The 13,535-nt window shown below is 54.0% G+C and carries 13 protein-coding genes and 2 pseudogenes; 4 read left to right on the plus strand and 11 right to left on the minus strand.

Translation table 11 applies throughout. The annotated features are described in order from the left end of the window. Positions 1–22: 22 nt before the first annotated feature. The 5 genes from ACR0K1_RS19860 to ACR0K1_RS19880 all read right to left on the minus strand — a co-directional run bounded on the left by ACR0K1_RS19860 (position 23) and on the right by ACR0K1_RS19880 (position 4,129). Positions 23–712, minus strand: coding sequence for an amino acid ABC transporter permease (locus ACR0K1_RS19860; RefSeq protein ID WP_480851665.1), 690 nt, complete (start codon positions 710–712; stop codon positions 23–25). Positions 713–721: 9 nt separating this feature from the next. Then, positions 722–1,411: an amino acid ABC transporter permease gene (locus ACR0K1_RS19865; RefSeq protein WP_480851667.1), complete on the minus strand. Its 690-nt coding sequence runs from the start codon at positions 1,409–1,411 to the stop codon at positions 722–724. A gap of 71 nt (positions 1,412–1,482) precedes the next feature. After that, positions 1,483–2,283, minus strand: coding sequence for an ABC transporter substrate-binding protein (locus tag ACR0K1_RS19870; protein ID WP_480616921.1), 801 nt, complete (start codon positions 2,281–2,283; stop codon positions 1,483–1,485). Between the two features lie 30 nt (positions 2,284–2,313). Then, on the minus strand, positions 2,314–3,084 hold the full coding sequence (locus ACR0K1_RS19875; RefSeq protein ID WP_480616919.1) for an amino acid ABC transporter ATP-binding protein: 771 nt from the start codon (positions 3,082–3,084) through the stop codon (positions 2,314–2,316). Then, on the minus strand, positions 3,074–4,129 hold the full coding sequence (locus tag ACR0K1_RS19880) for a threonine aldolase family protein (protein WP_480616917.1): 1,056 nt from the start codon (positions 4,127–4,129) through the stop codon (positions 3,074–3,076). The genes ACR0K1_RS19875 and ACR0K1_RS19880 overlap by 11 nt, the downstream gene beginning before the upstream one ends. Positions 4,130–4,326: 197 nt before the next feature. Here ACR0K1_RS19880 and ACR0K1_RS19885 point away from each other — a divergent pair, with 197 nt between their 5' ends. Continuing rightward, positions 4,327–5,268 (plus strand): LysR substrate-binding domain-containing protein, encoded by a 942-nt coding sequence (locus ACR0K1_RS19885; RefSeq protein WP_480616915.1) that lies wholly within the window; start codon positions 4,327–4,329, stop codon positions 5,266–5,268. 140 nt (positions 5,269–5,408) lie between these two features. Here ACR0K1_RS19885 and ACR0K1_RS19890 read toward each other — a convergent pair whose 3' ends face one another. Genes ACR0K1_RS19890 through panB form a run of 4 tightly spaced genes read right to left on the minus strand, consistent with a single transcriptional unit; the run spans position 5,409 to position 9,377 of the window. Next, positions 5,409–6,266, minus strand: coding sequence for an HpcH/HpaI aldolase/citrate lyase family protein (locus ACR0K1_RS19890; RefSeq protein WP_480616913.1), 858 nt, complete (start codon positions 6,264–6,266; stop codon positions 5,409–5,411). Next, entirely contained in the window at positions 6,266–7,396 is a 1,131-nt protein-coding gene (locus ACR0K1_RS19895; protein WP_480616911.1) for a dimethylsulfoniopropionate demethylase, read from the minus strand. Before ACR0K1_RS19895 ends, ACR0K1_RS19890 begins: the two co-directional genes overlap by 1 nt. A 33-nt stretch (positions 7,397–7,429) precedes the next feature. Further along, positions 7,430–8,515 carry a Rieske 2Fe-2S domain-containing protein gene (locus tag ACR0K1_RS19900; protein WP_480851671.1) on the minus strand — a complete coding sequence of 362 codons (1,086 nt, stop codon included), beginning with the start codon at positions 8,513–8,515 and terminating at the stop codon, positions 7,430–7,432. 1 nt (position 8,516) lies between these two features. Continuing rightward, positions 8,517–9,377 (minus strand): 3-methyl-2-oxobutanoate hydroxymethyltransferase, encoded by an 861-nt coding sequence (panB, locus tag ACR0K1_RS19905; RefSeq protein ID WP_480616907.1) that lies wholly within the window; start codon positions 9,375–9,377, stop codon positions 8,517–8,519. A 117-nt stretch (positions 9,378–9,494) separates the two neighbouring features. Here panB and ACR0K1_RS19910 point away from each other — a divergent pair, with 117 nt between their 5' ends. Further along, positions 9,495–9,983 carry a MarR family winged helix-turn-helix transcriptional regulator gene (locus tag ACR0K1_RS19910; RefSeq protein ID WP_480851673.1) on the plus strand — a complete coding sequence of 163 codons (489 nt, stop codon included), beginning with the start codon at positions 9,495–9,497 and terminating at the stop codon, positions 9,981–9,983. A gap of 190 nt (positions 9,984–10,173) precedes the next feature. Here the strand turns inward: ACR0K1_RS19910 and ACR0K1_RS19915 are convergent. Beyond that, a pseudogene (locus ACR0K1_RS19915) lies at positions 10,174–10,332 on the minus strand (DDE-type integrase/transposase/recombinase); the annotation flags it as partial. Between the two features lie 106 nt (positions 10,333–10,438). Between ACR0K1_RS19915 and ACR0K1_RS19920 the strand changes: the two are divergent. Then, entirely contained in the window at positions 10,439–11,695 is a 1,257-nt protein-coding gene (locus tag ACR0K1_RS19920; protein ID WP_480616903.1) for a hypothetical protein, read from the plus strand. A gap of 177 nt (positions 11,696–11,872) precedes the next feature. Here ACR0K1_RS19920 and ACR0K1_RS19925 read toward each other — a convergent pair whose 3' ends face one another. Next, positions 11,873–12,553 (minus strand): IS6 family transposase, encoded by a 681-nt coding sequence (locus tag ACR0K1_RS19925; RefSeq protein ID WP_480851674.1) that lies wholly within the window; start codon positions 12,551–12,553, stop codon positions 11,873–11,875. 143 nt (positions 12,554–12,696) lie between these two features. Here ACR0K1_RS19925 and ACR0K1_RS19930 point away from each other — a divergent pair. Further along, a pseudogene (locus ACR0K1_RS19930) lies at positions 12,697–13,340 on the plus strand (IS3 family transposase); the annotation flags it as partial. Between the last annotated feature and the right edge of the window lie 195 nt (positions 13,341–13,535).

A 13,535-nucleotide genomic window follows, 5' to 3' on the forward strand; every position in this document is an offset into this window, starting at 1 on the left:
CAAACGGGAGGTGGTGATAGTGCTACCAGCCTTCTTCAGTGGCCAGGCTGCGCGCACCTTTGACCGCGATGCGCTTCTCCATGTACTTGATTCCGCGCAAAATCGGGAAACAGTAGATGAAGTAAAGCGTGGCACAGAGGAACAGGATCCACATGATGTGCGTTGGATGCCGGTGGATCGCGTCCTCGCCCTGGCGCATCAATTCCACAACGCCGATCACTGACAGGATTGATGTGCCCTTGATGACCAGAACATAGACGCCGGCAAGCGGAGGCAGTGTCAGTTTCCAGGCTTGGGGTAGAATGACATACGCCAGTCTCTGACGCATTGTCATACCCGTGGCGGCGGCACCTTCCCACTGCCCCTTCGGAACAGCTTCCAGCGAACCACGAACGATCTCGGCGGTATAGGAAGAAGTATATATCGTCAGGGCGATGACCGCAGCCGTGAAATTGGAGAAGTCAAATATGGACCAACCGGTCGTCGGCAGCACATAGTAGACAATGTAGATCTGCACCAGGAACGGAGTTGCACGAACAAGGTGCACATAAAGACCTACTAGGTTGTTTGCGTATCCAGGCCCAACAGTCCGGATCAGCCCCAGAAAAAGTCCCACAACACTACCAAAGAAGATCGCAACGAAAGAGATCAAGATGGTGTTCAGAAAGCCTTCCAGCAGGAACGGCATTGTTTGAAGCGTGATTTCAAGCATTCTTGCCTCCTATCGCTGACACCAAGAGTTGCCAGCCAGTCGTTTTTTGGCGACGGACGAGAGATATAGCATCATGAGGTAGATCAGCAGGTAACCGAACGCAGCCGTCATGAAGGCTTCGACAGGCATGACGCGGTCAGACAAAATGATTAGGCCTGCACCGAGCAGTTCAAACACCGCGATAAAGCTCAGGATCGAACTGTCTTTGATAAGAACGGCCGTTTGTCCCAGAAGTGCCGGAATAACATTTGCAAAAGCCTGTGGGTAGATGATGTTGATCATCGCCTGGCGCTCGCTCATACCCACGGCTTTGGCCCCTTCGAACTGGCCACGATCGACGGATTCAATTCCTCCGCGAATGATCTCGCTCATGTAAGCTGCGGTATGCACGGTCAGAGCAAAGATGCCACATGCAAGAGCAGGAACGGGGATGTTCAGAACGGGTATCTGCGAAAGGCCATAGTATACAAGGTAGAGCTGCACAAGAAGCGGCGTACTACGGATCGCTTCGACATATGTGACAATTGGAATCGCGATCCAGCGCTTTTTTGATCGACGGGCCACTGTGATCAGAGTGCCGAGGATAAGGGACAGTACAAGGCATACACAGGATATCCAAAGTGTCGCCCATAGCCCCTCTGCAAATACGGGAAAGTATTGAGATACGACCCGATAATTGTAGATTTCAATAAGGCTCATTTTTGCCTCCTATTTTATCAGGTCGAATGAGTGGCCGGATTGACCGGCCACTCTCTACCTACGAAGGCTGATTACTTGTGGTCAGCTTCCCACGCGTCGCTCAGAACCCAGTAGTTCAGCATGCGCTCGATGGTGCGGTCAGCATGCTTGATGCGGAACCAGTTGTTGAGCCAGGACTGCAGATGAGTATCGGTCGGACGAACCGGGAAGCTCAGCGGCGACTGAACGATGACGCCATCGGTGATGCGCACGCCTTCGAATTCGCGGGTGAACTGGGTTGCGATCTCGCGCGAGGTTACACCAGCATTGACGCGACCAACCGACAGGGCTTGTGCGACGGCCGGGCTACCGCCGGACAGTTCAACAACTTCGGCATTCGGGATGTTCTCACGAACAAAACGCACGTGCGAGCTTGCCTGAGGAACACCGATTTTCACGCCGTCCTTGTTGAGGTCCGACCACGCTGCCGCGTCCGAGTCTCCACCAACGTAAGCGACAACTTCGCTGTAGTAGAACGGCTCGGTGAAGTTCAATTGCAGTGCGCGCTGGGGGGTCGGCGTCATGTCAGCCGCAATGAAATCGACTTTTTCTGCCAGCAGTGCAGGGATCAGACCCTTCCACTCGTAGTCGTGGAATTCGATTTCAACGCCCATGTCCTGCGCGATCAGTTTCACGATCTCGACTGCAAAGCCGGTGCGTTCACCGTTTTTGTCAACAAAGCTGAACGGAGGGCCCTGAGTCTGAACGGCAACGTTCAGCGCGCCCCGGTTTACGATATCGGAAACGGTATCAGCATTCGCTTCCGAAAAAGTGGTGGTGTGTGCAGCCACAAATGTTGCCGCCCCCGCCAAAAGTGACTTGAAGAAGTTCATCACGTATACTCCCTTGGGTTGAGTGATGGTTTAGAGAACCTTGTCCAAAAACTGACGTGCTCGGTCGGTTTTTGGGTTTTCGAAAAATGCTGCGGGCTCACCGCTTTCGACCAATTCGCCACCGTCCATGAAGATCACACGGTCGCAAACCTCACGCGCAAAATTCATTTCATGGGTCACGAGACACATGGTCATTCCGTCTGCAGCAAGACGTTTCATAAGGTCGAGCACTTCGCCGACCATTTCGGGGTCAAGAGCCGAGGTTGCTTCGTCGAAAAGCATCAGTTTCGGCTTCATCGCCAAAGCGCGGGCAATGGCAATACGTTGCTGCTGGCCACCCGACAGCTGCGACGGGTAGTTGTTGGCCAGATGGTCAAGACCCAACTGCCTCAGAAGATCCATTGCGACGTCTTCGGCCTGGGATTTGGAAAGCTTGCGCACCAGAGTTTGTGGCAGCGTGATGTTTTCCAACGAGGTCTTATGCTGGAACAGGTTAAAGTGCTGAAACACCATCCCGACATCGGCGCGAAGCGCATTCATGTCGGTTTTGCGATCCGCAAGGTCGGTGCCGTCGATGACGATGTGGCCCGATGTCAGCGGGTCTAGGCCGTTGAGCGCCCGCAGCAAAGTGCTTTTGCCCGATCCACTTGGGCCAATAATTGCAACGACCTCACCTCGATCCACATGCGTTGAGACGGATTTCAGGGCATTTATTGTCCGGCCATCAGCCGTGTGAAACACCTTTGAAAGCTCATCAATTTTGACCAGCGGGCCCTCATTTGAAACACTATCAAGCGCCATCGTACGAAACCTCCTCTTCCGCGGCACCCAAATGCTGCTTCAGGCCGCACATCAGCGCGTCAGCAGCTGTTGGGTTTACATCGATGTGGGTGACAATTCGGATGCGGCGCTCGCCAAAAGCACCGACAAGTACATCTTGTTTTTTCAACAGCTCGACCAGTTCGGCCGCTTTTGGCGCATCTTCGGTCATATCGAAGATGACGATGTTGGTGTCGACCGGAAGCACCGCTTTGACAAACGGCAAGTCATCAATTTCGCGCCCAAGACGTTCGGCCAGGGAATGGTCGTCAGCGAGGCGCTTCACATGGTTGTCCAGCGCATAGAGACACATCGAAGCGACAATCCCTGACTGGCGCATTGCGCCGCCGATCTGCTGCTTGAGACGCCACGCCTTGGTAATGAACTCTTTCGAACCGGCAAGCACAGCCCCTACGGGCGCGCCCAGACCTTTCGTAAAGTCGATCCAGACCGTGTCGTATTCCTGGGCGTATCGCACAGGAGAGATACCGGTTTTCAACGATGCGTTCATCAACCGGGCGCCATCCATATGGGTAGCAAGACCGGCAGCCTTCGCCGTGCGCGCCACCTCGTCCAACTGTTCAACAGGCCAGATCGCACCACCGCCCATATTCGCGGTTTGCTCAACACACAGCAGTGCGCTTTTGGGCATGTAGCGGGAATTGGGTCGCAGACATTCTTTCACCTGATCCGGAGTGAAAATCCCGCGCTGACCATGGATAGCGCGGATCATGACGCTGCTGATTGCAGCGGGACCGCCGGTCTCAAAGTTGATAATGTGGCAGGACTGCTCGCAAATGATCTCATCACCCGGGTTTGTGTGAATCTTGATGGCGATCTCATTGCACATCGTGCCCGACGGCAGAAAAACAGCGGCTTCCTTGCCAAGCAGATTAGCGACACGTGCGCACAATTCGCTTGTGGTGGGATCTTCATCTTTTTGTTCGTCACCCACGACACAGTCCAATACAGCTTTTCTCATCTCTGCTGTGGGCTTGGTTTTTGTGTCAGCGTAAAAGTCATACATCGTGTTCTGCCTCCTCTGCGAAAGACGAAGAACAGAGCAACTAACGACGTCATGGAGCTATCTTCGACCAACGCAAAACATCATGTGATGGTTGCCTCGGTAGAGTTTGAGCATGCTGGCAGACAGAAGGATAATACAAGGTTGGACCTTTAGTATTCACTTTTGATATGGTGAAATAAGGCCGAGCAAGGGGCCTGGTGCACCCGAAAGGACAACAATTGCAGCTCAATTCCCGTCTTCTCGAATGCTTTCATGCGACAATCGCCGTGGGTACCGTTACCGGAGCCGCAGACATCCTGAACACATCCCAACCTGCCGTTAGTCGGTCCTTAAAGCAGCTTGAGGATGCAGTTCGAATGAAGCTTTTCATTCGCTCCGGAAACCGAGTTACGCCGACACGCGAAGCAATGCTGCTTTATGAAGAGGTCGACAAATCGTTTCGAAGTCTGAGAAGGATTGGGAGAACTGCCGAAGAGATCCGCAACTTGCAACAGGGCAAGATCCACGTTGCCTGTGCACCGGCTTATTCTCAGGGGTTTCTTGTATCTGCCGTGAGAGCCTTCCACAAAAATCGGCCGCGCGTTCAGATCGTCGTATCAACCCGGCAAACTCCGACAATTTCAGATATGGTTGCCTCTCAGCAATGCGATATCGGGCTAGCAGCCTATGCTGTCGAACCTGACGGAACCGTATTCCAGTCGTTCACCGATGCTCCTGAAATTTGTATCCTTCCAGCAGATCATGAGTTGTGCGCAAAAGACGAAATTACGCCCGAGGACATCAACGATCAGAGCTTTGTGGGACTTGGTCAAAATGATCCTTACAGTCAGCGGTTGAGCCGGTTGCTCGAAGAGAAATCGGTGGCACCCAACACAGTCGTGGAAGTACACAATTCGATCATGGCCGCAGAAGCAGTCGCACAAGGAGTAGGTCTAACAATAATAAACCCGTTCTCCGCACTAAGCTTCAAACACCGGAATGTCGTTTTCCGCAAATTCTCGTTTAGCTTACCCTTCAATAGCACCTTGCTTCGATCCAAGTTTCAGCCCGAAAGTACGATGGTATCGGCATTTGAGCAGTGCTTGATTGAAACTCGTGACAGCTACCTAAACGAACTTGAGGGCTTTCTTCACAGTTAGAGGCAATACGATCCCCCGAGGATTTCAATGCACGAGAGAACGAGCAGAGTCGGGCGAGTTGCTTAGAAACCAGACAAGCTTTGGCATTCATGCACGACTGCCGACAATCAAATCTACCCGTTAAACCGGCTTCGGCTACACTAAGCTTCCACGCGATCAGCTATAGCAACGATACGGCGCATTTCACGAAGTACCGGTTTCTCGATCAGCTTGCCGTCAATCACAACAAGGCCTGTGCCGGCTTTCTCGAATTCGGAAATGACGTGACGCGCAGTGGTGATTTGTGCGTCCGTCGGCATGAAGACCTCATTCAGTATCGAAATTTGTTTGGGATGCACAGAACCCTTCCCAGCGAAACCTAGGTCTCGCACCAGTTCAGCCTCCTTTCGCATTCCATCCGGATCGTCTAGGTCAAGAAATGGAACGTCGATTACATCAAGCCCGGCAGCTGCAGAGGCGTGAACCACGCGAGATCGAGCATAAATCAAGGACTGAAACTCGTTTTTACATCTAAGCTCGGCAGCCATATCAACGCCCCCAAAAAACATCGCATCGATCCGATCTGAGCTTCGGGCAATCTCGAACGCCGCTTCTAACCCTTCATTTGTTTCAATGATGATGTGCAGCCGTGATGAGTGGCCCGCTTCGCTCAAAAGCTGGTCCAGAATAACGACCTCGTCAGGGGTCCTGACTTTTGGCATCATCAGGGCTGGTGGCGGAGTATTGGTAGATAGGATCGCGTTTACATCCTCGATTCCGAACCGTTCGCGCATGGAATTGATCCGTACAATACGCTCAACGCCGTCGTCGGCTTGCGGGGTTTGGAACAGAGCCAGTGCGTTTTTTCGCGCTTCAGCTTTGTCTTTTGGCGCTATCCCGTCCTCCAACTCGACACAGACGATATCCGCACCGCTTGCCAGCGCCTTAGGGAACATTTCTGGGCGCAAACCCGGTGTAAAAATAAAACTCCGACGCGGGCGGGCGATACGTGCTGTCATCAGAACCTCCCCCAGAACTTCTCTTTGACCTTAGCTTCGCGGAGGCCATCGGATGTAAGTATCTCGAGAGCAGTGCCCGGTTTCCAATGACTACGATCGATCAAACCGATTGCCGCGTTGCAGTCGAAACTATATGCGCGGCATGAAGACGAGATCCGTCCGACAGAACGGCCATCAGCGATCACATCCCAGAATGCGCCCTGAGGCGGCAGCGCATCACCGGCGATCTCGATGGGGCGCAGCTGCCGATCCGGCTCGCGCTTTTCGCGCAGGGCCACCCATCCAAGGCAACCAATGTCGCGCTCTGTTTCGCACAGGCTTCCGAGACCAGCCTCGAATGGCGTCATATCGAAGGTTATATCTGCTAGGAAAGACAGCATTCCCGACTCGATACGCTCGGATTGGTGCGGCGCACCTGCCCGAACATCCAGATCGCGACCAGCTTCCATAAGCTGGTTCCAGATCACATCACCGCCCTCATTGCCCTCGAAATACAGTTCAAAGCCGCCTTGTGTGGAAAACCCTGATCGAGCGAGGATCATCTGCGTACCGTTCACATCCACGCGCATGTGGCGGAAGAACCTAAGATCGCGGATTTCACTGCCCCAAACACGCGAGACCAATTCGTCAGCCTTAGGACCTTGAATTGCCAATGGCGAGACCTCCGGTTCGAAAACCTCCACATTAAGATTCAACGCGGCAGCTATGCCCTTGTAGTAGAGCAATAGATCGCTGTTGGAAATTGAGACCCAAAACCGGTCCTCGTCCAGACGAAGCAGAACTGGATCGTTGGTCATATGACCTTTCCCATCAACAGTGGGAATGTAGAAACATCTATCATGTGTCATCTGGCTGATGTCACGTGGTGTCGACATCTGAATGAGCTTTGAGGCGTCCGGGCCGACCAGCTCAATCTGCCGTTCGCAACCCACATCCCAAAGCTGCACTGCAGATTTCAAGTGGTAGTACTGTTGCTCCGCCTCACCAAAAGTCGAGGGGATCAACGTGTGATTGTAAACCATGTAACCATTGGGATTATGTGCATCACTGCTGGCCCAGAAAGCCGAGCGACGCTCACGCACAGTTAGCGGCATCTGCGATGTTATTTTGGTGGCCACTGTGTTGAGCATGTTTACAGTTCTCCAAAGTCAACATACGACGTGTCAGAGAGGTCGACCTTCGGCCTTGAGTCTCTTGTTCAAAATCTGGCGGACAAAGATACCAGCGCCGTCAGCGCCTAATGTGACTTCAAGAAAATCGAGTCCGCGCGGATCCACGCTGATCTGCTTTTGCATGACTTCCAGTAGATGTTTATCCTCGTCGAAAGCGGCAACGATGCTGGCCTTGGTCTTTTCGGCCACATCATCAGTTATTGTTGGCACGTCAAAGGCCGCGCCCCAAAAGTAGTGCGTTTTGCCTCTGACTGAAGGGGTCACAATATGGCAGCCCCGCATCAGAAAATCAGCGCGTGCATCGGGTTCTGGCGTTGGATCATGTACGACCCAGTCCGAAAAAGAGATGGCCAACGAAGGCATCCGCCCCTTTTGCGTGCGCTTGATCGGCTTGTCCTCGGGCAAGCCCATACCCGCACAGAAAAGCGGCGAGAGCGGCGCGAGGTCAAAGCCCTGTTCGTAGCAGACAGTGTCGCCTTCCATGTAGTGATCCGGTGGGGTGACCCAGTCATTCTGCTTGAACGTGTTCTTGTGCAGGAACGCTATGTGCGTCAGATCCATCACGTTCTCGCGTATCAGCACCCAGTTGGCCGCGACTTCATAGTAACCGTCAAGGAACGACCAATTCGGATCGACTTGATAGTCCACCTCGGGCGGATCGCAGTCGATGCTGTCCTGATCGCCCATCCATATCCATATGAAAGCACCTGCTTCGCGCACAGCAAACGAGGGAATCTCGGCCCGTTTGGGCTTCATGTGCTGGGTCGGTGCTTTAGTGCAAAGACCCCCCGAATTGAATTCCATGCCGTGGTAAGGGCAGACAATTTTGTCACCATCGACGTGACCTTCTGACAAAGGGGCCCACCGGTGGGGGCAACGGTCATACAGAGCGGCGGGTGTACCGTCTTCAAGCCTGTAGAGAACTACTGGCGTTTCTAATATCCACCGGGCTAGCGGTTTGCTGGTCACCTCACGACTGTGTGCAGCAACCCACCACATGTTGCGGGGATAGTTATCCTGAAGCATCCCGTTTGGGATACGCTGACCGTTCCGGGTGATGGGTTCGTTTCCGTCCATGTCATCCTCCTGTGGCGCACAACGCTGCGAAGCGCTCGATTTCTTCGGGTTTCATTTGGTAGCTGTGATCGGCGTCGGGAAAGTTTCCGGACCGAACGTCCTCGGCGTATTCAGCGAAGGCCGCAGTGGCGATCTCAGCCAGGTTTGCATACCGTTTTGCGAATTTTGGTTTGAATGTGTCAAAGGCACCAATCAGATCGTAGCCATTCAATAACTGGCAGGTGCCAGCCGATCCTGATCCGATCGAAAAAGTGAAGATTGACACCGCTTCGTCTACGGCTTTCCCGACTTCATAAGGCATTGCCTCAATCTCGAGACCAATGGCTCCTGCCGCTTCAATGGCGCGTGCGTCTTCTAGGATCTCCATCGCGGCCTCTGCCGTCCGCCCCTGTATTTTGAAACCGCCAAACAAATGCACTTTGTGCGGCAAAAGTCCTACGTGGCTCATCACCGGGACGCCCGCATCCGCGACAGCGCTTATGATATGCGCTCCTTCACGACCCACTTGCACCTTGAGTGCATCGGCCCCGCTTTCCTTCATCATCCGAACAGCGTTTTTCACGGCAACGTCTGGCGTCGCATAAGACCCGTAGGGCATCGACACTATACTCATAGTGTTCGGCGCACCCCGTCGTACTGCTTGCGTATGCATGATCATCTGGTCGACCGTTATCGCGAGAGTATTTTCATGCCCGTGAAGTGTCATACCCAGACTGTCGCCAACTCCTACAATGTCCACACCGGCGCGCTCCGCCCAAGTGGCAGTCAGCACCTCACCAACGGCCACCATAACCAGGCGTTCACCTGCAGCTTTCTTGGCCGCGAGGTCAGGAATGGTCAGCCGACTGCGCGCTCCAGACATATCGCCGTCTCCTTCGGTGTCAGGTTTCACACATGCAAGATTAGTTCCACTTGGAACAACTTGCAATGAGCTAACGATTCTGGCAAGCCCGGAGATGCCGGGAAAGGGAAAGCACGCGTGACGCAAGTAAAGCAGGGCAAGGCAGCCGAGGATTTTACCTCGCTTTTTGAAACGATTGGCTTTCCTGAAGCTTACCGGATCACTTATTTGGCCGGTTCAATCGCTGGACCAGCCTATGATGCCATCAAGCGCGATTTTGGAGTCATTCGCGCTGAGTTCGTTCTTCTCGCCTGTCTGGCGCACTTCGATGAAATGAAGGCGCAAGACATCGCAGACATATCGCGCAGGCCGCGCAATACCGTATCCCGAGCTGTTCATCGGATGGTGGCGGAAGGATATATAGAGCGCTCACCTGATGCTGAGGATGGACGACAGGCTCTGCTCAGGATCACACCCGCCGGACGAGCCCTTCAAGACAAGGCCGCGCAATACCTCAAGACAAGACAAGACAGAGTTTTAGCGGTGCTCAGTGCTGATGAGCGCAAAGCTTTTTCGAAAATACTCCTAAAACTGGCAATCAATGTCACGAAGCTGAACGAAGAATAAAGGCTGGAAGGGTCTCCGACTTGTTGATCAAGGTCGGATTGACTTGAAGACGCGCCTCGAAATCGGTCTGACATAAAATTTTGTCGCTAACTTTTGGATGACATCCAAGTTGAACAGATGATGCAAAAGCTTGTCAGGTCGCTGGTTGAACGGCGCTGGTGTCGCGAAACGTCATGCTGTTTGGGCGTATCCTCCGTTCAGACAGCATGAAATCAAGGATATTTCCAGCTTTGTCTACGGCCCGATAGAGGTACATTCATTTAGCGTAAACACGAACGTATGTCTCGTTCATGCGCCGTGAACTCAGTGTTGGGCGTTTCTTCGATTGCGCTCGCGCAGCAACCATCGGTGAATACCTCACAAGCCGAGCTGCCGGCTCAAGGCCATTGACATCCAACCCGCATGACCTGCGAAGCTGCACGTGCAAGCCGACGGATTAAGTGCAGGAGTTGGACATGCGCTATATGCTCAACTGGATTACGCGATGGCTCATCGTGTCTCTCTCGGCGGCGCTGGCCATTGCCTTGTTCCAATCGGGCGACTGGTCCTTTCTGGCCGAATCGACAGACTTCGCCCGCCGCGCCGTCCGCTGGTTCTTAAGCGGGCTTGTTTTCGCAGTCGCCTGGATCTTGTTGGACCATACTCGTCACTTTCTGAACGAGCATTTTTCGCACTTGCCCAAAGGCCAGAAGATAGATCCCGGTGTCAGCAAACTTGTCCTTAGCGTTCTCGCGCGGCAAATCCTGGTCATCGGCCTGTTACTGGTCGCATTCGGGCCGCTTGAGCGTGCAGGTACACGTGGTCTAGTCTGGCTTCTTCAAGATGTGCCCAGCAACAACCCGGAAACGAGAGTTCTGGGATGGTGGGGACCTGCTTTTGCCATCGCTTCAGCAGCATTTATCTTCAGCGCTGCCGTTCTGGGCGGCTTTTCCCGCATCCGGACCTCGGCCCGCATCTATGGCAGAAAGTTTCCTCTGGCCGTGCTCCGCATGCTGCATCTGCGCATGATGGGCCCACCCCGCGATTTCTTTTGGTTCGTACCCATCATCGCCGACCTGCCCATCATCGCCCTGGGCGCATTTCTCTGGGTAGACGCCCCGCATCCAATAGCAGGTGGGATTGCAGCCACCGCCGTGATCTCTGCCAGGGTCTTGATTACGGTCTCTGGTATTCTGCCGCCTGTCTGGGTGTTCTTTGCGGCCTCGCAATACTTCCAGTTCGAAGTCTTTCGCATTCTGCGCCTCAGCTGGGCCCCACGCAATGGCATCGCTCTATTGGACCGTTTTGGCCAATCCCACAGCGCCGTGTATCACAGCGAGCGCCAGATCATGGAGCGGTTCAGTCCGACCATGTCCGCCTTTTACAGGGACCCCACTGCACCAAGGGTGTGGTCGATACGATCACGCACGCAATACTGGGAGAACGTCGCCTACTACCTCATTCGTATGTGCCCGCTCATCGTCGTGGATTGCCGGGATGGGGATAGCACGCCGGTTGTCCGCGAACTCCGGTCGATCCGGCACTACGGCCTTCTACACCGCACCGTTCTTATCACAAAGAAAGCGGGCGACGTCTCGGACCTGCACGAGATCCTGCGCGAAGAAGGTGAAACAGACTTCGCCGCGCGCGCTTTCACCGAAGAAGATCTGGTTCTGGCGGACTGGCACGAGGACGACTTGAACCTGCCCGGAACAGTTATTTCAACCCGATAGGACACTGCCCGATGGCAACCGCTGTACCAACCCTGGTACCGGCGTTCCGCGCAAAGTCTGCGCGACATGGACGCTAGAGTTGCCTTGCCGCGAGAGGCACTGAAGATGTTGACGCCCCGCAATGGCTTTGTTGCAAAGTTTTGAGCTAACCGATCTGTCTTGGCGATCACAACGAAGTTAGGCTGCCAGTTCAGCGAATTGTCTGAACGGACAGAGTCCGGGTGCGAATTGGCCCTTTCGGATCATGTGTGACACCTCGATGCCAGCAAGTGTTGCTGCGGCTGAGGCAAAGCTCTTGAAACCGAGCATCGGGCGAGTTCGTCTTTTGATGAAACGATGGTCTTGTTCGACGATGTTGTTCAGATATTTACGCCTGACCATCTCGATCGGGATTGGGCAGCCAAAGCTCACAAGCATCTTGTTGATTGCCTTGATGCCAGCAGTGTTTGCACCGCTTTTGTCGATAACGATCTTTCGTGGCAGACCGTTGACCTCCAGCGTTCTGGCGAAAAACCTTGTGGCGGCCGGCTTGTTTCGACGCTCGGACAGCATGAAATCAAGTGTTTTGCCGTGTTTGTCTACGGCACGATAAAGATAAAGCCATGTGCCTTTCACTTTGATGTACGTTTCATCCATTCTCCAGGAGCGGTCGCATGGTCCCTTGCGACGACGCGCTGCATCAGCAATTGCGCCAGAATACCGTGTCACCCAGCGGTTCAGCGTGGTGTGATCCACCGTGACGCCTCGCTCACCCATGATTTCCTCAAGGTCACGGTATGAAACGCCGTATCGAACGTAGAAGAAGACCGCGAATAGGATCACATCCTTCGGATATTGCGTGCCTTTGAAAGAGATCATGAGCCGACTCTCGAGTTGAAAATGCCGATAGCCATTCACTCGCAGCACCAACGAGCGTCAACAGCTAATTGTTTGCAACAGATCCACTGATCCTCCCCCTCTGAAGTGGTCCGCCGTTATGGTTAAGAAAATGGAGGAACCACATGGCGAACAAGCGACCGAAGCCGGAAGAGATTGTCTCGAAGTTGCGGCAGGTTGAGATATTGATGGGGCAAGGCATGTCCCGTCTGGATGCGATCCGGCAGATTGGAGTTGTTGAACAGACCTTTTATCGCTGGAAGAAGAAGTACGGCGGAATGGGTACGGATCAATTGAAGGAACTTAAGCGCCTTCAAAAAGAGAATGAGCGTCTTCGAAAGGCCGTCTCGGATCTTACCCTGGACAAACTGATCCTGACGGAGGCGGCCAAGGGAAACTACTGAGCCCCGCCCGTCGCCGTGCCTGCATCAACCATGTGCGCCACAAACTGCGTGTCTCAGAACGCCGGGCGTGTCGCGTCCTGAAACAGCACCGATCCACACAGCGAAAGCTGCCGAAAGGTCGAGCTGACGAGAAGCGCCTGGTGGCGGACATGATAGAATTGGCCCGCCAGTATGGCCGCTACGGTTATCGCCGGATCGCGGCTTTGCTGAGAGATGCGGGCTGGCAGGTGAATGACAAGCGCGTCGAGAGGCTTTGGCGTCGGGAGGGGCTGAAAGTGCCAATGAAACAACCAAAGAAGGGACGGCTCTGGTTAAATGATGGATCGTGTGTTCGGCTGCGGCCGGAGCATCGAAACCACGTCTGGAGATGACGGGCCGTTTGTGGGGCGCGGGTTGGCTATATCCGTGGTCGCCAGGTCTGAAATTCTGCGCGCAGGATGCGGCAGCTCGGCAAGGTCAGTTTAGGACGATCGACTGAGAGCAGAATGAACGGAAACAGCGGTTCGAAAAAGAACAACAATAGCCTGGGTCGCATGACCTTTAGCGGGCGGTTTCGCGAA

The sequence above is a fragment of the Ruegeria sp. F5 genome (assembly GCF_056533845.1).

Coding starts and splice junctions, on each gene's coding strand:
- ACR0K1_RS19870 (WP_480616921.1), bottom strand. CDS start 2,283: ATGAACTTCTTCAAGTCACTTTTGGCGGGGGCGGCAACATTTGTGGCT.
- ACR0K1_RS19860 (WP_480851665.1), bottom strand. CDS start 712: ATGCTTGAAATCACGCTTCAAACAATGCCGTTCCTGCTGGAAGGCTTT.
- ACR0K1_RS19890 (WP_480616913.1), bottom strand. CDS start 6,266: ATGACAGCACGTATCGCCCGCCCGCGTCGGAGTTTTATTTTTACACCG.
- ACR0K1_RS19865 (WP_480851667.1), bottom strand. CDS start 1,411: ATGAGCCTTATTGAAATCTACAATTATCGGGTCGTATCTCAATACTTT.
- ACR0K1_RS19895 (WP_480616911.1), bottom strand. CDS start 7,396: ATGCTCAACACAGTGGCCACCAAAATAACATCGCAGATGCCGCTAACT.
- panB (WP_480616907.1), bottom strand. CDS start 9,377: ATGTCTGGAGCGCGCAGTCGGCTGACCATTCCTGACCTCGCGGCCAAG.
- ACR0K1_RS19925 (WP_480851674.1), bottom strand. CDS start 12,553: ATGATCTCTTTCAAAGGCACGCAATATCCGAAGGATGTGATCCTATTC.
- ACR0K1_RS19880 (WP_480616917.1), bottom strand. CDS start 4,129: ATGTATGACTTTTACGCTGACACAAAAACCAAGCCCACAGCAGAGATG.
- ACR0K1_RS19920 (WP_480616903.1), top strand. CDS start 10,439: ATGCGCTATATGCTCAACTGGATTACGCGATGGCTCATCGTGTCTCTC.
- ACR0K1_RS19875 (WP_480616919.1), bottom strand. CDS start 3,084: ATGGCGCTTGATAGTGTTTCAAATGAGGGCCCGCTGGTCAAAATTGAT.
- ACR0K1_RS19900 (WP_480851671.1), bottom strand. CDS start 8,515: ATGGACGGAAACGAACCCATCACCCGGAACGGTCAGCGTATCCCAAAC.